Source organism: Alcanivorax sp. (genome assembly GCF_014762765.1).
GTDB lineage: Bacteria > Pseudomonadota > Gammaproteobacteria > Pseudomonadales > Alcanivoracaceae > Alcanivorax.
The window spans coordinates 47,566-67,941 of sequence record NZ_JABURH010000186.1 but is presented as its reverse complement, the minus strand read 5'-3'; the positions used below and the strand labels follow the sequence as shown (position 1 = coordinate 67,941).

Below are 20,376 nucleotides of genomic sequence, written 5' to 3'. Positions count from 1 at the left end.
TAGGCTCAGTGCACCCTACAGAAATACCGGGTGTCATAGGCCAGATCGAGTCAGGCGTTTAGCGACAGAGATTTCCATAGATGAGCAGCCAGCAGGCTGCGCCAGGGGCGGAAGTCTGCCAGCCAGGTTTCGGCTTCCCGGGCGGTCGGCGGAGTGGCACCACCCTGTAATTGTTGGATTGCCCGGCGCACGGCCACATCCCCGTGGAGGCTGCCGTCCATCCATGCATAGCCCCGCAGCAGGGCATAGTGAACACTCCATGGACCCAGCCCTCGTATCTCCAGCAAGGTCTTGCTCAGGGTTTCCAGCTCGGCTGGCGCGATGGGCCGCTCAGGCAGAAGCGCCTCGTCGAGACAGCGTCGGGCGACAGTCAGCAAGCAATTTGCCTTGCTGCGGGACAAGCCACAGTCACGCAGGGTACCCTCGTCGACCTGGGCGATATCCCTGACATCGGGATAACAGTAAAGCCCGGCACTGTGCCTGCGGCCCGTTGTCTGTATCAGACGCCGGCGGATGGAAACGGCAGCCGCCACACTGATCTGCTGGCCGATGATCGCCCAGCTGAGCGCCTCAAACGGCGAGGCGGATTGTGGTATCCGCAATCCGGCCTGGGAGCGCACCAGGGCGCCGACGAGGGGATGCTTGTCCGCCTGGGTCTCGAACTCCCGTGTCGGTTGATCGAGACCGAGCAGATGTCGCACCAGGGCATCCTGGCAAGGCGACGCCTGTGGCATTTTCCCGTCAGAGTGAAAGGTCACATGGGCCCGGGCCGGTTCATGGAATTCCACTGTCAGTAAGACAGGCGCCTGTTGCCAAATGAATGCTTTGCGCAGTGTGCTCGCATCCACGGTTTCAGCTACTGCCTCCACATCCCGCCGGTGAAAATCCAGAAAGGTCTGGTGATCGAAATCCTCAGGGAGCGATACACTCCGCCGGTCAGTCATTTGTCACACTCACTGGCCCTGATAACCCGTTCGCGCTTGAGCAAGACACGCTTGCGTTCGACGCCCCAGCGATAACCGGACAGATGACCATCCCGTCGTACAATCCGATGGCAGGGAATTGCCACTGCCAGGGTATTGGCGGCACAGGCGGAGGCGACGGCCCGCGCGGCACCCGGTTGGCCAAGGCTTTCCGCCAGCTCCTGATAGGACAGGGTGGTGCCAGGCGGTATTTGTCGAAGCGCCTGCCAGACCCGTTGCTGGAATGCCGTGCCACGAATATCCAGCGGCAGCGACAGGCCTTGCCTAGGATCTTCGATCAGCGAAATCACCTGGGCCACCTTGTCATCAAATGCCCCATCCGGAGGGAGAAGCTCGGCACCGGAAAAGCGTTGCTGAAATTCCTCCAGCAGTGCTTCAGGCTCATCGCCCAGGCTGATGGCACAGAGACCCTGGGAAGTTTCTGCCACCAGCAGGCTGCCCAGGCTGCATTCCGCGATGGCAAAGCGGATAGCCGTACCCTTGCCCGCGGAGCGGTACTGGCCCGGGCGCATGCCAAGCATGTCCTTGCCCTGGGTATAAAGCTGGCTGCTGGATTCCATGCCGGCGTCCTCCATGGCACGAATGATGGAAGTGTGGCGCTGTAAATTTCCGCACAGGCGTCGTCGGCGCACCGCCAACGCATACTCCCGGGGAGTCAGACCGGTAACGGCCTTGAACTGGCGTTGCAAATGGTAGCGTGACCAGCCGCATTGTGCGGCTAGTTCTTCCAGGGTAGGCAGAGTGTGGCTGTGTTCAATGTGCCGGCACAGGGCGGTTACGGTGGCGGTTACCGGTGAGCCTGCCACAGAAAGGGGGGTGCAGCGACGACAGGGGCGAAATCCCGCCTGCAAGGCTGCGGTGCCATCAGGGAAAATCCGCACATTTTCCACATTGGGACGTCTTGCCGGGCAACTGGGCCGGCAAAAAGTGCCGGTAGTGATCACCCCATAGACAAAACGCCCATCTGCGTTGCAGTCCCGTTCCAGGATGGCCTGCCACTGTGTGTCTGTCACCGGCTGAGAGGCTGTCACCACGATCTGTTCCTTCATTGTTTCCGTCACGAGTCTGAGCGGATCATGGCGCGAAGGAAATCGTGATGCACTCTGGATGTTGCGGGGGAATTGAAAAAAGCGGCGGGAATGGGAGGTGGGTGAGGGCACCCACCTCCAGACGAACCCGACTACCTTACTCGGTGTAGGGCAGCAGGGTCAGTTCAACGCGGCGGTTCTGTTCACGACCGCTAGCGGTGCTGTTGCTGGCAATAGGCTGGGTTTCGCCGAAACCGACGGTGTCCAGACGCACTTGCTCAACGCCGAAACCGCTGAGGATATTGGCCACGGACTGGGCGCGCTGCTGGGAAAGCATCAGGTTGTACTTGTCACCGCCGGTGCTGTCGGTGTGACCGGCCACCTGGATCATGGTGGACTTGTATTCCTTGAGGACCTCAGACACCGCATCCAGTACCGGACGGAAAGAGGGCTTCACCGTGGTGCTGTCGGTATCAAAGGTCAGGTTACCCGGCATATTCAGGATGATGTTGTCACCATCGCGGGTCACAGAGACGCCAGCACCTTCCATTTTTTCGCGCAGCTTGGCTTCCTGCACATCCATGTAGTAGCCCACGCCGCCGCCAGCAACAGCGCCAATACCGGCGCCTTTCAGTGCCCGCTCTTTACGCTCTTTGGCACTGTCTGACGTGGCGATACCGATCAGGGCACCGGTTACGGCGCCAATACCGGCACCCATGCCAGCCTTGGAGGTCTGTTTTTCACCGGTGTAGGGGTTGATGGTGCTGCAGCCTGCCTGCAGGGATACAGCACCTGCCAGTGCCAGACAGCCAACGAAACGTTTCATGGAAACTCCTTGTAAGTCTTATAAGGTATTGGTTTTAAATGATTTGGACGTGTATGAACCATAGCCCTGAGAGCATGGCCGGTAAAGCAGCATCTTCACGAGTTTACGAATTTGTACGAAAAAAACCGAGTACCTGTCAGCATACGGTTGCTATCCATTCAATAACGCCCTTTTGGGGGTGCAGAAACCCGGCCAGTGTCCGAAATAGTCCATACGTTGTCCCGCTGCGCCAATGAAAACCCTTTCCTTCAGGGCTACCATTAGCGAAGTCAGTCTGGTCCGGTAGGCCCCGGTATAACTCCTTCCATTTCGGGGCTGGCGGCTTTGATAAACCCAAGGAGTATCGCGCATGCGACGCTGGAACGGCTGGGGCGACAGCGCCAATCACTATCCTCTCAAGGCCTCGGGCCTGAGTTTTCTGCAAGCCCGTCTCGGCGCTGCCAATCCACTCCCCGATGCAGAAATGGCTGCGGTGTCGCAGCTGGTGCCGGCATCACGCCTGCCTGACCATCCATTAATTCGTACCGATGCAGAAACCCGTATTCGTCATGCCCGGGGGCAAAGCCTGCCAGACTGGCTGGCCATGCGTTCCGGTGATTTCGGTCGTTTTCCCGACGGCGTTGCTGTTCCGGGCAAAAGTGAAGAGGTGAGGATCTTGCTGGCCTGGGCGCAAGAGAACGATGTGCTGGTCATTCCCTATGGTGGAGGCACATCCGTGGCTGGGCATATCAACCCACCAGCCAGCGACAAGCCGGTACTGACCCTGTCACTGGCTGCCATGAACCAATTACTTCATCTGGACAAGGAAAGCCAGATTGCCACTTTTGGCGCCGGCACTCCCGGGCCGGAAGTGGAACGCCAGTTGCGTGAGCAAGGATACATGCTGGGGCATTTCCCACAATCCTGGGAACTGTCTACCGTGGGCGGCTGGGTAGCCAGCCGCTCCAGTGGCCAGCAATCCATGCGTTATGGTCGTATTGAGCAAATGTTTGCCGGCGGTCGTGTTGAAACCCCCAGAGGCACTCTGGATATTCCCACCATGCCTGCATCATCTGCGGGGCCGGATCTGCGGGAAATCATCATGGGCTCGGAAGGGCGCATGGGGATCATCACCGAGGTCAAAGTGCGGGTTACACCTCTACCGGAAACAGAAACCTTCCAGGTGGCCTTCGCGCCGGATTGGGAAACGGCCAAGACGCTTGTTCGTAGCCTGACCCAGGCCAAGCTACCTCTTTCCATGCTGCGGCTTTCCAATGCGGAAGAAACTCGCACCCACCTGATGCTGGCCGGCCATGAAAAGCTGGTGGCCGTTCTACACCGCTATCTGTCATTGCGCGGTTGCCGGAATGAAAAATGCATGATCACTTTCGGGGTCACCGGTGAAAAAGCATTGGTGCGCCATACCCTGGCCACGGTGAAGAAACGTATTCGTGCTGCCGGAGGGACTGTGGTCGGTGAATTGCTGGGCAAAAAATGGGAAGAATCCCGGTTCCGTTCCCCCTATCTTCGCCATGGTCTGTGGGAGCATGGTTATGTGGTGGACACGTTTGAAACCGCAGTGGACTGGAACCGGGTCACCCCGGCCATGGAGGCCATGGAACAGGCAGTCCGTGACAACGTAGGTGAAGGTGAGAAAGTGCACGTCTTTACTCATCTGTCACACCTTTATCCGCAGGGTTCCAGTATTTATACCACCTACGTGTTTCGTAGCTCTGACAGTTACCAGGCCACCTTGCAACGCTGGCGGGCCATGAAGGACGCAGCCAGTGATGCCATCGTGGCCCATGGCGGCACGATCAGCCATCAGCACGGGGTAGGGCGCGACCATGCGCCTTGGCTCCATCACGAGAAAGGTGGCCAGGGTATGGCAGCATTGGCGTCATTGGTGACGCACTTTGACCCACAGCAGCGGTTGAACCCCGGTTGCTTGATCGACAACTCACAGTCCCAAGCTTGAGAAGGAATATTGATGCTCGGCAAACGCCAATCCCTGGATGCTCTCGCTGACGAAAACTGGGATCTTATTGTGATCGGAGGGGGGATCACCGGTGCCGGAGTCCTTCTGGAAGCGGCTCGCCGCGGGCTCAGGGTTTTGTTGCTGGAACAGACCGATTTCGCCTGGGGAACATCCAGCCGTTCCTCGAAGATGGTGCATGGTGGTCTGCGTTATATCGCCCAGGGTGATATTCGTCTGACCCGCCACTCTCTGCTTGAACGTGAGCGCCTGATTGAGGAATTGCCTGGCCTGGTGGAGCGGGCAACCTATCTGTTTCCGTTGCGCAAAGGGGTTTTCCCGGGCCGATGGCCCATGAAGGTGATTCTCTGGCTGTATGATTTCCTGGCGGGCATCCGTGATCATCGTTACCTTAGCCGTGAGCAACTGCTGGAAAGGGTCCCCGGGTTGAACAGCCAGTCACTCACCGGAGCCATGAGTTATACCGACGCTCTCACCGATGACTGCCGTCTGGTGGTGCGGGCGATACTGGAAGCGGCCCGCCATGGTGGTCTGGCGCAGAATTATTGCCGGGTAGAGCAGGCCGACGCCTGCGGCGACACGTTTGCCGTTACCGTCACAGATCGAACCACCGGCCAGACTGCCACGCTCTCATCTCGCAGGGTGGTCAGCGCTACTGGCGCTTGGGCTGACCGTTTTTCCGGCAGCGACCCTCGCGTGCGCCCGCTGCGAGGCAGTCATCTGTTTGTCGATCCAGTCCGCCTGCCAGTGAAAGACTGCCTGACCGTGATGCACCCGGACGATGGCCGCCCGGTCTTTGTTTTCCCTTGGGAAGGGGTGACCTGCGTGGGGACCACGGATCTGGATCATCCCCAGGACATGGACATTGAAGCGGCGGCCAGTGGCCAGGAAGTAGACTACCTGCTACGACTCATCAACAGCCAGTTCCCCGAGGTCGGGCTCAGCCGAGAGGATATCTATGCCACCATCGCCGGTGTCCGCCCGGTGATTGCTTCCGGTAAGGGTCTGGACCCTTCCAAGGAGCGTCGCGATCACGCGGTATGGGGCGAAAACGGCATTGTCACGGTCAGTGGTGGCAAGCTCACGACCTTCAGATTGATTGCTCTTGATGCCTTGCTTGCCACCGGGCTGATCGATAGTGCTGCCCACAAGCGTGGCCAGAAAAGCAGTGAGCCGGGTTTTACTCCCATTAGTGATGCTCCCGCAGCGGTGGATGCTTTCCTGCACGCGGACCAGGGCGATCCGGTGTTCATTCAGTGGATACTGGATAACGAAGATGTCGTGCATCTGGATGATCTGATGCTGCGCCGAACCCGTCTGGGGCTTTTGCTGCCTGGCGCCGGTAAAGTGTTACTGGATACACTGAGACAACAGATTCAGCGCACCCTTGGCTGGGACGATGCCCGCTGGGAGCAGGAGCGTAATCGCTACCTGGATATCCATCAGCGTTATTATGGTGTTCCCGCCTCTCCGGTACAGCAGGCGGCGGGATGAGCGCGCCTTTGCTGCTGGCCCTGGATCAGGGGACGCAGAGTGCCCGGGCCATGCTGTTTGATGGCAATGGTGAACTGGTCGCCAAGTATCAACAACACATCGAGCCTTACTTGCCCGGCCAACCGGGCCATGCGGAGCAAGACGCCAATTATTTCTGGGAGCAACTGGGGCAGGCCTGCCAGGGGCTATGGCTAGAACACGGCGAGCTGCGTTCAAGGGTGATAGCCGTGTCTCTGACCACCCAGAGGGCTTCAGTTGTCTGCCTGGACAAGGCCATGCGGCCATTGCGTCCGGCGGTGATCTGGCTGGATCAGCGACGCACGCCGGATTTTCCGCAACTTCCCTGGTGGTATGCGGCGCCGGTGAACTTGCTGGGGCAAGGGGAAACCCTGCGCCAGTTCCAGGCCAAGGCGGAGTGCAACTGGTTGGCCAACGATGAGCCGGAGATATGGCAGCGAACTGCTCATTTTCTTTTGCTCTCCGGCTACCTGAATTACCGCCTCACCGGTGAAATTCGCGACTGCACTGCCTCTCAGGTTGGCTACATTCCTTTCGATTACAAGGGGCAACGCTGGGCTCCGCCGCACGATCTGAAATGGAAAGCCCTGCGGGTCACCCGGGAGCAGCTTCCCGAGCTGATCCCTCCTGGAGAACGGTTGGGCAAGATTACCGCCGCTGCCAGCCGGCATACCGGTATCCCTGCTGGCTTGCCAGTGATCGCCAGCGGGGCGGACAAAGCCTGTGAAGTGCTGGGTTCTGGAGCCTTTACACCCGAAATCGGTAATCTAAGCTATGGCACCACGGCCACCTTCAATACCTGTAATGAGCGCTATGTGGAGCCGATTCCGTTTGTGCCTGCCTACAGCGCGGCCGTACCCGGGCGCTACAACTCCGAAATCATTGTCCAACGTGGCTACTGGATGGTGAACTGGTTCAAGCGGGAGTTCGCACAGCAGGAAGTGCAGCAGGCGCAAGAGCTGGGTGTCAGCCCGGAAACCCTTTTCGAATCCTTCCTTCATGAATCGCCCCCCGGCGCCATGGGACTGGTGCTGCAACCTTTCTGGAATCCCGGGGTTCGTATCCCCGGGCCGGAAGCCAAGGGCGCCATCATCGGCTTTGGCGACGTTCATACCCGTGCCCACCTCTATAGGGCGATTATTGAAGGCATTGCCTATGCGCTGCGTGAAGGCAAGGAGCGACTGGAGAAACGCAATCGAGTAAAAGTGCAGTCGCTTAGAGTGTCTGGCGGCGGCTCGCAGAGTGATGCCATCATGCAAATTACCGCGAACCTGTTCGGTCTGCCTGCGGAACGCCCACATACTCCGGAAACCTCAGGGCTGGGTGCGGCCATCAATGCTGCCGTGGCCATGGAATTACATCCTGACTATGCCAGTGCTGTCGCCGCCATGACCCGACCAGGCCAGCGGTTCGAGCCGGAGCCGGAAGTGGCCCGCCGATACGATGCGCTATATCGGCAAGTCTATCGAAAAATGTATCCGCGCCTGTCGCCACTCTACCGCTCGATCAGGCAGATTACCGGTTATCCGACGCGATAAAGACAGTCATTTTGAAAAGCAACGCCCATCGGTTAAAGAAAAGCCTTGTGGGCATCTGTGTCTAATGACTCCTGGAATACGCCAATTTGTAGCGCCTCATCGCTTTTTTGCCTAGTCTGTGCGGCATTGAATGAGGTTTCGTATGGGTTACCGTTTTTTAGCTGCGTTGTTGTTTGTCTTCCTCGCATCAGCTGCAGTTGCTGACAGCAGCACACTGCAGGCCCTGCGAGCGGATCTGGCCAGTGGCTCGCTCAAACCGGTGCTGTCCAGGCAGGCGTTACTACCCATTCCCGATAGAGTGCTTGCCCGTTGGGTGCAGGACGTCAATATCGATCAATTTGCTGTTACCGGGTTCAATGAAAATGACAAGCGTTTTGCTGCCCGTATCCGGCTCCATTTTTCTGGCGGTGGCGTGGGTTTTCTGCGCCTAGAGGGCGAAGCCGGCGCCCATTATCGGCTGACCGAGTGGTACGACTACAGCAGCGGCCTGCAGCTGAGCAAGCTGGTTGCTTACGGTGACCGGTTCAACCAACCGGACGGTAAGGCATTCCTGACTATGCTGCGGGATCATCCCGACTCGCCCAGACTTGTTGCTCTGGCACAAGGCCAACCGAGCTTGCTGGCACTGTGGCTGGCCCAGTGCAGCGGCGAGCCCTGCGAAGCTCAAGCCCTGCACGCCCAGCAAGCCACAGAAAAGCCAGCTCTATGGCAGCTGGAAAAAACCTTCATGGGAACTGACCAGAATCATTACCGCAAAATCAGTGCTGGATTGCACGGGGCTCTCGGCGACGACCCTTATCTCTGGTGGCTGGAAGGGCGGTCGGCACTGAGCCATCAGCGATGTGGTTGGGTCGATGACTCGTTGCGGCAGGCCTGGCAGCGCTACCCGGACAACCGCCTGCTCGCTGACGTTGCCTTACAGTGTTTTCTGGCTGTCCCACAACAAGGGACGACCTTTCTGGATACGCTGTCTGCCGCCTTGGGTGCGGATGACCTGGCGGCTGCCATCCACAGTTATTACCAGCAGCAGGATGTCTCGATGCCTGCTGTCTACCAACCCTGGGCTGAGCCGGGAGAGAAATGATATGCGCGTTTCCGATCTGGCCCGCAAGGCGGGAACCACCACCGAAACGGTTCGACACTACACCGACATTGGCCTCCTGCAGCCGGCAAGAGATCCCAATAACGGCTATCGTCGATACGGAAATACGGATTTACGGCTGCTGCGCTTTGCCCTGAAGGCTCGGCATCTGGGCTTTACACTAACGGATATTCAGTCGCTGGCAGATGCATCGCGGCATGGCGAATCACCTTGTGGCCAGGTCCGTATGCTTATTGAGACCCGCCTGGAGCAGGTGGAGACGCAAATTTCGGAGCTGAAATCTCTCAGCCAGAGAATGCGTACCGCGATGGCCGAATGGCAAACCAGCCCGGACCGCCGGCTGGATGATGGCCGGGTCTGCGGGCTGATCGACACCTTTGTCGATGACACAGGGCGCGCGGGCTAATTCCGGCTCAGCCTTTCTTGTTTCCCTTGTCGGTGCCTTTCTGTTTATCCGCTGCCACTTTCTCCGCGGCCGCTTCAGCGCGTGCCTCTGTGCGGGCCTCTTCCTTGGCGGCATCTTCCTTGATCAGGCCAAGCACATGCCAACCTGCCTTGGGGGCTGGCTGACTCTCCTCGCTGAACACATAAATGCGATCACGGGTATCAATGGCAAACAGGGGCCATACCCGGCGGTGAGGGGTTTGCAGGTAGGTGTTGAAATCGAATTCTTCAGTGAGCCGGGTCTTGCGGATTTCAGCCCCCTGGCTTAACAGGCTGGCCAGGCGTGCATAGGTCATTTCCGCACCGAACAGAGTGGCACCACGGTGTTCAGGGGCCACTTCATGTTTCACTTCCTTGTCGCTGCGCTGGGTAGGCAAGCTGAAAATATTCGGCTCACCGAACTCCAGTCGATAGCGCATGGTGGCCATGGTGTTCAGCTCTCGCCGTGGGCTCAGTCCCAGCAATTTGCCGTAGCCAACCAGGTCCATATATTGGTCTGCATGTTGGGAGACCGGATTACCATAGAAGGTGCTCAGGCCTTCCATGCGCGCCAGGCGGATGGACTCCCAGCTGGAATCGGTAACCATCACCGGGAACTGGTTTTTCTGCAGGGATGAACCAATGGCCCGGGCCACCGGGTTGGCTCCCACAATCAGGAAACCTCGCGGTGCCGGCTCGGCGACTTTCAGTAACCGTGCCAGCGGCCGGGCAGTCAGGCTTTGCAGGGCCACCGTGCCAATGATGACCATGAATGTGAGGGGCACCAGCATTTCCGCTCCGGCCACCCCGTTTTGCAACAACCGTTCGGCAAACAGGGCAGAAATGGCAGCGGCCACAATGCCACGGGGAGCGATCCAGGCGAGCAGGGATTTTTCCCGCCAGTTCAGATTGGAGCCAAGGGTTGCCACCAGCACCGAGGCAGGGCGGGCCACCAGCTGGATAATTGCCAGCAGCACCAGTGCCATCAGCCCAAGCTGCTGCAGCTCCTGCATTTCCAGTCGCGCGGCCAGCACAATAAACAGGCCGGAAATCAGAATGACAGATAGGTTTTCCTTGAAGTGAAGGATGTCGTTGGTCCGCACTCCCTTCAGGTTGGCCAGCACGATGCCGGTGGCGGTGACGGCCACCAGGCCGGATTCCTCACTGAGTGCGTTGGCAAGCACGAATTCGCCGATTACCAGAGATAGCACCAGAAAGCTGCGCAGATATTCCGGCACCAGATGCCGACGCAGCAGCGCCGCCAGTGCCATGGCAACCACAACCCCGATGGCGGTGCCCACGGTAATGGTCTGGATAAACAGCCACAGGGTGTGGAGCAGGGCTCCTTCCTGGCCACTGGCCACCACCAGCTCATAGGCCAGTACCGCAAAAATGGCGCCCAGCGGGTCAATTACGATGCCTTCCCAGCGCAGCAGCCGTGCCACGCTGCTCACCGGGCGTACGCTGCGCAACAATGGCACGATCACGGTAGGCCCGGTGACCACTACGAGAGCGCCAAACAGCAGGGCCAGGTCAAACGACAGTTTCAGCAGCCACCATGCGGAAATGGCCACAATGGACCAGGTGACCAGCGCGCCCCAGGTGACCAGGCGGCGAACCGTTTTCTCCAGACCGCGAATTTCATCGAAACGAAGGGTCATGGCCCCTTCAAAAAGAATGATGGATACCGCCAGCGAAACGCCAGGAAGAAGCAGATCGCCCAGCAGTTCTTTGGGTTGTAGCACGCCGGTGAGTGGCCCCAGTGCCAGCCCTGTCAGCAATAGGGGAAGAATGGCAGGCAGCTTGATACGCCAGGAAACCCACTGACAGAGGAAGGCCACAACGGTGATGATGGCCAATTGGTAAGCAATCTCTAAATCCATGCAGTTTCCGTTTGGTAATGATGGGGAGCCGGGCAAGCAGTACTAACAGGATAAGTGGGGCGAATTGCTGAATGCATTCGCAAGGGGGCAGCGGGGGACCTGTCCCGGTCCGTTGGCAATGCTGTCATCGCTGGCATCCATAGCGTGTCTGAAACCCATCGGTGAGCCTGTTTGGTAACCCACCAAAGCGGCTAATGGTCACAGGACAGCCCGGTGGCCGCAACCCGTTTTTAACAACCAAAAATGAATCTGGTTCATAAAATCACTGAAGCCTGCGAGGACATGGGTTAACATCCACTCCTCACAGCCTGACTGGACGTTGCATGCAAGCCCCAATCTCTCCGCGCCGACTGGCGTTATTGCTCGGCACACTGGTTGCTCTGGGCCCGCTGGCCATTGATACCTACCTGCCGGCGCTGCTTGCCATGTCCGAGCACTTTGTCGTGCCGATACATGATGTGGAGATCTCGGTCAGCATCTATGTGCTTGGTGTGGCGCTGGGCCAGTGGTTGGGTGGCCCGCTGTCGGATCATTTTGGCCGTAAACCGGTGGCCTATACTGGGTTGTTGCTGTTTATCGCCGCCAGCCTGCTGATTCCTTTCAGTCGTGATATTCAAGCGCTGTACGTGCTGCGTTTTCTGCAGGCAGTGGGTGGCGGTGCCTCCGTTGTGATTGCTGCCGCTTCGGTACGGGACCATTTTACCGGCCAGCAGGCTGCCAACGTCCTGACAAGCATCGGCCTGGTCATGCTGATTGCACCGCTGCTGGCCCCGGCAGTCGGCGTGGTATTACTTAACGTTGCAGGTTGGCAGAGCATTTTCTTCATGCTGGCCGGCTACGGGGTGATGCTGATGCTGCTGGTTCGCTTCCCGCTGCCCACTGTGCCTCAATGCCAAGACAACGAGCTGCTGTGGCATCGGCTGTTTAACGCCTATGGTCGGGTGCTAAGAAATCGTCCGGCCATGGGCTTTATTCTGGCCAATGCGCTGGCGTTCTCGGCCTTGTTTGTCTTTATTACCGATGCTGCCTTCCTGTACATGGAGCATTTCGGGATCAGTCCCGAGCGATTCCCGCTCTATTTCGGTGCCAATGTGGTGACCATGCTCGGTCTGAACCGGCTGAATGTGGTGTTGCTGCGTCGTTACGCCAGTGCGGACATCATGCGGGCGGGCCTGATCCTGCAGGCTCTGGCCGGAGTGGCCTTGTTGGCACTGACGCTGACAGACAGCCTCGTTTTGTGGGCGGTGGTGCCGTTGATCATGACAATGGCGGGGATGGTGGCACTGGTGATCCCCAACGGCATCGCCGGTTTCCTGAGCCTGTTCGATCGGGACAGCGGAGCAGCTACTGGCCTGAATGGCACCCTACAATTCCTGTTGGCCGGTTTGATTGGGACGATACTGGGAACCTGGCACGATGGCACCCCGGTACCCATGACCCTGCTGATGGCGGGCAGCAGCATTGCAGCGCTGGTCGTTTTCCTGTGGTTCAGGAAAGGAGCGGAACGCTAATCCACCCTATGAGGTCACCCTAATTGCCTGCGTCAGGCCTTGCCTCCACGGGCAGCTGGTCGCAACGGCGGTGCCAAGCGGGCCGTCAGCACCAGCAGCCCAGCGACGCCCCAGGGAAGCAACAGCCACAGACTCAACGGCAATTCCCCATCAAACAGCTTCTGCCCCAGTGGAAACAGCGCTGCGACGTGAATCAGATTGGCCAGCAGCGCCGCGCCGCCGATCAGGAACAGGGCCTGCAGGGCCGCAGTGCGCCGCAGCAGGTTCTGGCGGGCGCCGATCACCACCAGCAGGTGATTATCCTTGCGCATCTGGTCGGCGCTGGCCAGCAGGGCGGCGGCCAGCACCAGGAGGGCAGCCAGCATCAGCAGCAACCCCACGAAGAACGCAGCCCGGCTGGCCTGGGCAACAATCTCTTCCAGGGTGGCAAGGATAGCATTCACATCCAGCAGGCTGATCTGCGGGAACTCCTGTACAAGACTGCCCAGCTCCTTGCTTTTCTCGGTTGCCAGATAAAAGCTGGTAATCCAGGTGCGGCTCTGGGCGTCGAGGGTGCCAGGGGAGAACATGAAATAGAAGTTGGGCGCAAAGCTCTCCCAGTCTACGTCCCGCAAGCCGACAATCTCCGCCTCAATGGGCGTGGCAGCACCAGTAAAGGTCAGCTGGTCGCCAAGTTTCAGCCCCAGGGATTCAGCCAGCTTGCTTTCCACGGTCACCTCACCGGGTCGCTCGATCCACCGGCCTTCCAGCAGCACGTTACTGTCGGGCAAGGCATCCGCTTCGGTGAGAGACAGATCCCGGTTTAATGCCCGATCTCCCCGGTCCTCTTCCTTGGTGACCGCTTCACGTACCGGTTCGCCGTTAACGGAGGTGAGCCGAGCACGTACCACCGGGTAGAGTGGTTGACTGTCGCTGTTGTGTTGGGCCAGCCAGTCATTGAAGGGTGCCAGATCCTGATCAAACAGGTTGATGACAAAATAGTTGGGTGCATTCTCGGGCAGGGTTGAGCGCCAGTCGTTCAACAGTTGTCGGCCGGTCTGTATTGACATGGATAGTACCGCCAAAGACACCACTAGCGCCGCCAGCAGGGGCAGGGTGGTGGCCTTGCGCCGGCTCAGGCGCCGCAGTGCCAGGCGCGCCGCCAGGGGGATCCTGCTGCTGGCGCGGTCTAGCAGTGATACCAGTGGCCACAGCAGTAAAGGCAAACCCACCGCGATGGCAAAGGTAAGCAGCAGCAAGGGCCACAGGCTGGCCAGTGAGCCACTCATCAGTGCAGCAAGTGGAATCGGCGTGAGCAGGGCAATCAGCAGAGTCCAGCGCTGGCGACCGGGCTGGCTGTCGCGCTGCTGCAGCAAGGCGGTGGCGGGCAGACCCAGATGCGCCCACAGCGTCGGTGCGGCAAATCCCAGCCATAGCAACACCGGGCCGATCAGCCCCAGCAGCGGAGCGGAAACGGGAAAGGCCATACCGCCTCCCATAAGCGCGATCAGATAAATGCCCAGCGCGCTGGCCAGACCAATACCGATCAGAGTCGGGATCAGCAATGCCAGGGCATCACCGCCCAACAAGCGGCGAACGATGGTAGTCTGCCTGGCACCAACGGTTTTCATTACCGCACAGAGGGTTTGTTGGTGTCTGGCACGATGGTTGGAGGTCAGGTAGATGGCTGCAGCGCAAAGCAGCACCACCAGCATCACGGCCAGTTGCGACCAGAGGAAAAGCTGCTCCACCGGCCCACGGCTGCGCAGTTCGGTATTGGCCAATGTTTCCAGCTCCTGATCCGGGCGCAGCCCTGGAGTCAGGCGGTCTTCCAGCCGCTGACGGGGGGCATCGTCGGCGGCTACCAGCAGGCTATGCCGGTAGCGGCTGCCTTCACCGAGTACTCCAGTGTCTGGCAGATCATCAAGATGGATCAGAGCACGCGGATTCATGCTGTAGAAACCCGCCTGCTGGTCCGGCTCCTGGACGATCACCTTGTCGATCAACAGGCTGCGTTCACCCAGGGTAATGAACTCGCCGGTTTGCAGGCCCAGACGGTCCAGCCCGGTGCCGGCAATCCAGACATGCCCGGGTTCAGGACCATGGTTCACCGCATAGGGGTCGGCAAAACGTCCATCACTGATCCGGATTTCGCCGTAGAGCGGGAAACCGGCAGAAACCGCACGGATACTGGCCAACAGGAAGGTTTCATCATTTATCAGCACACTGGAAAACGTGACGCTTTCGGTGTGACGGGTTCCTTCAGCTTCTGCCAGCAGTTGCCGCTGTTCCGGTTCCGGAAAACGGGTGCCTTCGAGGATCAGGTCCGCGCCCAGGGCAACGGCAGTACGCTGATTGAATCGTTGATCCACGGTGTCACGGAGAATCAGCATGGCGGTCATGGCAAAGGCTGCCACCAGCACTGCCAGTGCTTGAACGCGGAATGCGGGGGAGCGCCAGGCCTTAAACACCAAGACGGCCCTCCACCAGCGACATGGAGCGGCTGCAACGGCGGGCCAGGGTCTGGTCGTGGGTCACCAGCACCAGGGCGGTGCCCTGTTCCTGGTTCAGCGAAAACAGCAGGTCAGCCACGTGCTCACCGTTGGCGTAATCCAGGCTGCCAGTGGGTTCATCAGCAAATAACAACGAAGGCGCTACCGCGAAGGCCCGCGCCAGGGCAACGCGCTGCTGTTCACCGCCGGACAACTGGGCGGGGAAGTGGTGGCAGCGTTTGCCTAGCCCGACCTGGCCCAGCCAGTGCCGGGCGGTATCGCGGGCCTTGCCACGGCCAAGAATTTCCAGCGGCAGCATCACGTTTTCCTGGGCGGTGAGATCCGCCACCAGCTGGAAATGCTGGAACACAAAGCCGCATTGCTCGCCGCGCAGGCGGGCCCGTTGGTCCTCGTTGCCGCTGCTGAAAGGGGTATCCCCGAGCAGCACCTCGCCGCTGGTGGGCACATCCAGCCCGGCCAGCAGGGACAGCAATGTGGATTTGCCGGAACCAGAAGGCCCGGTAATGGCCAGACTGTCACCGGCATTCACTGCCAGCGTGATATCCTGCAGCAGATCCAGCCCACCTTCCGGCCCCTGTACACGTTTGCCAAGGTTTTGGGCGCTTAATACGGGAGACTTTGTATTCATGATTCGGCTTCTTTTAGTGGCATTTCTGGCAGTGGCCTCGCTGTCTGCCCGGGCCGGGGGCGTGCTGGTTCTTGGCGATAGTATCAGCGCCGCCTACGGTATTGAAAAATCTGACGGCTGGGTCGCCCTGCTGGAGGAAGAACTGGAACAGCGCTGCCGTGATTTCCCCGTGATCAATGCCTCGGTCAGTGGAGAAACCACCGCCGGGGGCAATAGTCGGTTGACCGCATTGCTTCACAAACATGCACCGCAGATCGTGGTCATTGAGCTTGGCGGCAATGATGGCCTGCGTGGCTTGTCCCCTGTGGCTATGGCGAACAATCTGGCGCAGATGATCGAAAAAAGCCGCGCGGCTGATGCCACGCCGGTATTGCTTGGCATGCGTATTCCCCCCAATTACGGGCAACAGTATACCCGCCTGTTCGAACAACAGTTCCGTCAGGTATCTGACGATAAACAGGTGCCGTTGTTCCCGTTTTTTCTGGAAGGAGTGGTGGAGCAGGGGTGGCTGCAGAATGATGGCATTCATCCTACCGAGCAAGCACAGCCCCTGCTGAAGGGCCACGCCCTGTCGGTACTCGAGCCCCTGTTGCCGACCCGGTGTGGCAACGGCAAAGGAGGCGGGAATGTTTGAGCTGACACCCCCTTGGCAGGACGTACTGGATTATTGGTTTGAGGATGGGCTTACCCAGGATTGGCCGAAGCCAGCGGTGACACGTAAATGGTTTCGTGCCAGTGCCGGGGATGATGCGGAAATTGCGCATCGCTTCGGGGCCTATGTAGAGGCCTCCCTTCAGCAGGAGTTGGTGGACTGGGAGCGCCAGCCACAGTCTCGTTTGGCTTTGATTTTGCTGCTGGATCAGTTCACCCGTCATATCTATCGAGGCCAACGGGAGGCCTTTGCTGGCGATCATCGGGCGGCGACGCTGGCGGTCGAGGGTGTCTCAAGGCAGATGCACTGCAAACTGCCTCTGTGCGCTCAGGTGTTTTTCCTGATGCCACTGATGCACGCTGAAGACGAAGATCTCCAGGATCTCTGCCTGAAAAGCATGACCGACTTGCTGGAACGTGCACCGGTTTCCTGTCGCGATTCAGTACGCAGCAGCGTTAACGCCGCCAAACAGCACCAGGAACTGATTGGTCGTTTCGGTCGCTTCCCTCATCGCAACAAGGCGCTGGGGCGGGAAAGCACCGCTGAAGAGCTCGCATGGCTGGAAACATCGGGTAGCTTCGGGCAGTAAAAGATTATTTGCTACTGGGGATGCAGAGTCACAGAGAGGAAACTCTTTCGCGAACAGGTAGTGCATGCATCGTGGCGTGTCCGCGCCTCGAGCGGCGCTCCTGCAATGGTGCCGGATGCTGTGCCTGTTGTTTTTCTGCGACTCCGTGGTAAAACCAGATGCTGCTTGCCTTTCAGCCAGACATTTTCTTGCGGATATAGAGCGTCTTGTTGATTTGTGCGACGGTCTCACCATCATCGTTGACGATGGTGACCGGCCAGCAGGGCAGGTATTTGTTGCCATCGGCTGTATGTCGGTGGATATCGTCCAGCATGGCATCGGTCAGCTGGAAGCGAGCATGGACCCGTCCTGTCCCCGGCTTGATGAAATCAATTTCTGCAGCCTTGTCCCAGACTATATAGTCCCGGCCCAGTACATTCATGACCATGAGCATGTAGAACGGGTCCACCATGGAATACAGGCTGCCACCGAAATGAGTGCCCACGTAATTGCGGTTGTACCAGTGCAGCCCCATAGACACTTTCAGGTCGCGAAAATCTTCCGCCAGATAATCCACTCGCACGCCGGCCCCAAGATAAGGCCCGTATAAGTTGAGAAACCAGCGCAGGCCTCTTGGAGTCCGGGCGAAACGGGTGAGAAAGTTACTCACTGCCGGGCTCCAGCACGGCCAGGGCCTGGTGAAGACGGTTACGGACAGCGGTAGAGATGGGTTGGTCGTGGGCTTTCAGTAGACGGCTCATCTCATCCAGGGCGGCAAATTCCTGCTGCTTCATTGCCGACGGCAATTTCTCCAGTTGCCACTGAAGGCGCCGTTGGCGCTCGGCTTCCGGGCTGGGCACCCCGGCCAGCGCTTCGAAGGCCACCGCCAGCGTCAGCGACTCTTCGCCACACTCGTTTACCTCGGCAAGGTTTTCCACCTTCTGTTGCAGCGCCTGCCAGTTCTCCCATTCGGACAGGCGATCAAGCCTTTCCCGGGCGCGGCGTCGAAGTTGCTGGGCCTGGCGATTCAGTGATTGGGGCAGGGCGGCGCTGTTGAATTGCTCAACAGCCTGCAGCGCGTCTTTCAGGGCATGGGCGCTGTCTTTTGAGAAAGGGGCATCCAGGCAGGCTTGCAGGCTTTCAACGGCACCCTGAGCCTCCTGCGAGCGGGCCTCCTGTTCTGCCTTGCGCTCGGCGTGTTGACGATTGCGCTCGGCAAAAAGGCTGTCCATGATCTTCTTGAATTGCTTTTGCCCGGCACGGTGCTGGGCTGGCGGGAGCCAGGGGGTGTCGCGCCATTGTTTTTGCAGTTGCTGGGCCTGGCGGGTGGCTTCGCCCACATCGTCCAGTTCCGCCAGCGCTTTCGCCTGGCTGATCAGGGCTTGCCGGGCGGTTTCTGCCTGGTCGATATATTCCTTCAGCCTTTCATCCAGGCCAGACAGGATGGCAGAGAAGCGTTTCTGCACCTCGCGAGCATCAGTGAAACGTACCGGTTGGATGGCCTTCCAATCCTTCGGTGCCTGTTGGCGAATTTGCCAGATGCCTTGCCAGTCGGCACGACTCCAGTCCTGGCCGGCAATAAATTGTTCCAGCTGTTCACAGAGTTGACGACGCTTTTCCAGATTGCTTTGGCGCAGGGCGTCCTGTTCGGCGAAATGGGCCTGGCAAGGCTCATAAGCGCGATCAGATGCGGCCTTGAATCGGTCCCACAGTGCCTGGTCTTCATCCTGGTCGGAACTCATCAGGGCGCGCCATTCATCGTGGAGGGCCTGGATGGCAGACGCCAGTTGCGGGGCATCCATGCTGCTGTTAGCCAGGGCTTCCATAGACTCACACAGCGAGATTTTCTTGGGTTCAGCCGCAAAGCGGTGCCAGTCCTGCAGCTCTGCGCGACGGCCTTCCAGTTTCTTCAGCTGGCTGGCCAGCGCCGGATCGCCGTCTTCCTCGATGATGGCTTGGGCCTTGTGCCAGAGGCGATTGGCGTGGCGCAGATTGCCTTCTCGAAGCTCCCGTTTCAGTGCAACCAGTAGCCCTTGATGAGGGCTCGACGCCGGGCGAGCCGGGGCCGGTGATGGCTTTTCTTCGCGGGATGGGGTGGTGAGTGCAGTCAGTATTGGAGGCTTGGGATATCCCGTGGGCCACTCTGCAGCCAGGCTCTGCAGGCGAGCCTGATCATCGCGGGCTTCCAGAATATCGGCAGCCAGATTCAACATGCGTTCGAAAGCACGGACCAGATCCTCGAAGGCCTGCTTGTCATTGTCAGGGGCCGGTGCCTGTTCATTGGCACTGTCCCAGCGGCGCTTCTGGGTGGCAAGGGCAGAGCGCAACTCGCCCAGCTGGTCTTCCCAGGCTTGCGGGTCGCTCTGACTCAATAGTTGATACAGGTTGTGGGCTGCCGCTTCCCGTTCTGCACGGGCGGTATCCGCAAGTGCCTGGCGATGGGTTTCCTCTTGTAGGGTCGCCAGTTGGTGGCGGCATTGCTGCAGTGCTTGCTGAACCCGCTCGGCCAGGTCCGGAGTGGCCCGGTTGCTGCTGTCCTGCCATTGCTGTTCCAGTTGCTCCAGGCGCGGGCCATACAGGGCGTCAACAGAGCGGCGGGCGTGTTGCTCCAGCCGATCGGCCAGTTGCACTACCCGTGCGGATTCAGCTTCTTCATGCTGTATTTTTTCCTGCAAGGCCTTGGCTTGCTCCCGGGCCAGCCGGGTGACACGTTTGTCGCGACCTTCGCGACTCAGGCGCTTGAGCAGGGAGAGGCTGCGAAGTTGCTGGGCGGCTTCCAGTCGAAGGGTTTCGGTCCTGCTTTCCAGTGCCAGTTCGAAAAGCAGGCTGTCATCATCCAGGCGCTCAATGGCGGCCTGTTGGCACATTTCATCGGGGCTGTTGCGGGCAATATAGGCCAGGGCGTCGCGGTTATCCGTCAGGCGGATCAGTCGCAGCCGGGTTTCACTGTTGGGGGCACCATCTGCAGTGCCGGCCAGCAGAGCCATGATGCGCATGGAGGCCGCCTCTCGAACCGAGGGCTCTTCATCGCGCTGGTGGATTTCATCCAGTAGGGAGAAGTCGGTAATCCTGCCGCTGGCAGCTGCCCGCACCAGCGAGTTGGAATCACCCCGGGCCAGGCGGGCCAGGGTGGCCTCGTCGCCACTGGGGGATAATTGTTCGACGGCCTTGAGCCGCATATCGGGATTGGCGTGCTGCCAGCGTGGTTTCAGAAATCGGCCAAACATAATATTTCGCCCGGGTGCTTCCCGGGTC

General features: G+C 59.3%; 16 protein-coding genes. 8 read left to right on the top strand and 8 right to left on the bottom strand.

Features of this window, described 5'->3' with window-relative positions; translation table 11 throughout:
• Positions 1-50 precede the first annotated feature (50 nt).
• The 3 genes from HUJ17_RS14255 to HUJ17_RS14245 form a co-directional block, all read right to left on the bottom strand.
• On the bottom strand, positions 51-944 hold the full coding sequence (locus HUJ17_RS14255; protein ID WP_290511316.1) for an AlkA N-terminal domain-containing protein: 894 nt from the start codon (positions 942-944) through the stop codon (positions 51-53).
• Entirely contained in the window at positions 941-2,017 is a 1,077-nt protein-coding gene (ada, locus tag HUJ17_RS14250) for a bifunctional DNA-binding transcriptional regulator/O6-methylguanine-DNA methyltransferase Ada (RefSeq protein ID WP_290511315.1), read from the bottom strand. Before ada ends, HUJ17_RS14255 begins: the two co-directional genes overlap by 4 nt.
• A gap of 151 nt (positions 2,018-2,168) precedes the next feature.
• Positions 2,169-2,837 carry an OmpA family protein gene (locus HUJ17_RS14245; protein ID WP_290511314.1) on the bottom strand — a complete coding sequence of 223 codons (669 nt, stop codon included), beginning with the start codon at positions 2,835-2,837 and terminating at the stop codon, positions 2,169-2,171.
• 349 nt (positions 2,838-3,186) lie between these two features.
• Here HUJ17_RS14245 and HUJ17_RS14240 point away from each other — a divergent pair, with 349 nt between their 5' ends.
• The 5 genes from HUJ17_RS14240 to HUJ17_RS14220 all read left to right on the top strand — a co-directional run bounded on the left by HUJ17_RS14240 (position 3,187) and on the right by HUJ17_RS14220 (position 9,370).
• The gene (locus HUJ17_RS14240; protein WP_290511313.1) at positions 3,187-4,794 is read left to right on the top strand and encodes an FAD-binding oxidoreductase; all 1,608 of its coding nucleotides are present in this window, start codon (positions 3,187-3,189) and stop codon (positions 4,792-4,794) included.
• A 12-nt stretch (positions 4,795-4,806) separates the two neighbouring features.
• Complete coding sequence (locus HUJ17_RS14235; RefSeq protein ID WP_290511312.1) at positions 4,807-6,306, top strand: glycerol-3-phosphate dehydrogenase/oxidase; 1,500 nt, start codon at positions 4,807-4,809, stop codon at positions 6,304-6,306.
• On the top strand, positions 6,303-7,862 hold the full coding sequence (locus tag HUJ17_RS14230; RefSeq protein WP_290511311.1) for an FGGY-family carbohydrate kinase: 1,560 nt from the start codon (positions 6,303-6,305) through the stop codon (positions 7,860-7,862). The genes HUJ17_RS14235 and HUJ17_RS14230 overlap by 4 nt, the downstream gene beginning before the upstream one ends.
• A gap of 142 nt (positions 7,863-8,004) precedes the next feature.
• Entirely contained in the window at positions 8,005-8,946 is a 942-nt protein-coding gene (locus HUJ17_RS14225; RefSeq protein ID WP_290511310.1) for a hypothetical protein, read from the top strand.
• 1 nt (position 8,947) lies between these two features.
• Positions 8,948-9,370 (top strand): MerR family transcriptional regulator, encoded by a 423-nt coding sequence (locus HUJ17_RS14220; RefSeq protein WP_290511309.1) that lies wholly within the window; start codon positions 8,948-8,950, stop codon positions 9,368-9,370.
• A 7-nt stretch (positions 9,371-9,377) separates the two neighbouring features.
• On the opposite strand, the gene HUJ17_RS14215 is transcribed toward HUJ17_RS14220, so the two are convergent.
• Entirely contained in the window at positions 9,378-11,270 is a 1,893-nt protein-coding gene (locus tag HUJ17_RS14215) for a sodium:proton antiporter (protein WP_290511308.1), read from the bottom strand.
• Between the two features lie 323 nt (positions 11,271-11,593).
• On the opposite strand from HUJ17_RS14215, the gene HUJ17_RS14210 reads away from it, so the two are divergent.
• Complete coding sequence (locus HUJ17_RS14210; protein ID WP_290511307.1) at positions 11,594-12,781, top strand: multidrug effflux MFS transporter; 1,188 nt, start codon at positions 11,594-11,596, stop codon at positions 12,779-12,781.
• 32 nt (positions 12,782-12,813) lie between these two features.
• On the opposite strand, the gene HUJ17_RS14205 is transcribed toward HUJ17_RS14210, so the two are convergent.
• Positions 12,814-15,231 (bottom strand): FtsX-like permease family protein, encoded by a 2,418-nt coding sequence (locus tag HUJ17_RS14205; RefSeq protein ID WP_290511306.1) that lies wholly within the window; start codon positions 15,229-15,231, stop codon positions 12,814-12,816.
• The gene (locus HUJ17_RS14200; protein WP_290511305.1) at positions 15,224-15,901 is read right to left on the bottom strand and encodes an ATP-binding cassette domain-containing protein; all 678 of its coding nucleotides are present in this window, start codon (positions 15,899-15,901) and stop codon (positions 15,224-15,226) included. Before HUJ17_RS14200 ends, HUJ17_RS14205 begins: the two co-directional genes overlap by 8 nt.
• Between HUJ17_RS14200 and HUJ17_RS14195 the strand changes: the two genes are divergently transcribed.
• The gene (locus HUJ17_RS14195) at positions 15,900-16,535 is read left to right on the top strand and encodes an arylesterase (protein WP_290511304.1); all 636 of its coding nucleotides are present in this window, start codon (positions 15,900-15,902) and stop codon (positions 16,533-16,535) included. The genes HUJ17_RS14200 and HUJ17_RS14195 overlap by 2 nt on opposite strands.
• Complete coding sequence (locus HUJ17_RS14190) at positions 16,528-17,142, top strand: DUF924 family protein (RefSeq protein ID WP_290511303.1); 615 nt, start codon at positions 16,528-16,530, stop codon at positions 17,140-17,142. Before HUJ17_RS14195 ends, HUJ17_RS14190 begins: the two co-directional genes overlap by 8 nt.
• 172 nt (positions 17,143-17,314) lie before the next feature.
• On the opposite strand, the gene HUJ17_RS14185 is transcribed toward HUJ17_RS14190, so the two are convergent.
• Together HUJ17_RS14185 and HUJ17_RS14180 are read right to left on the bottom strand one after the other, a co-directional pair.
• A complete protein-coding gene (locus HUJ17_RS14185) occupies positions 17,315-17,791 on the bottom strand; it encodes a DUF4442 domain-containing protein (RefSeq protein ID WP_290511302.1) in 477 nt (158 codons plus the stop codon).
• On the bottom strand, positions 17,784-20,348 hold the full coding sequence (locus HUJ17_RS14180; protein ID WP_290511301.1) for a DUF349 domain-containing protein: 2,565 nt from the start codon (positions 20,346-20,348) through the stop codon (positions 17,784-17,786). Before HUJ17_RS14180 ends, HUJ17_RS14185 begins: the two co-directional genes overlap by 8 nt.
• Between the last annotated feature and the right edge of the window lie 28 nt (positions 20,349-20,376).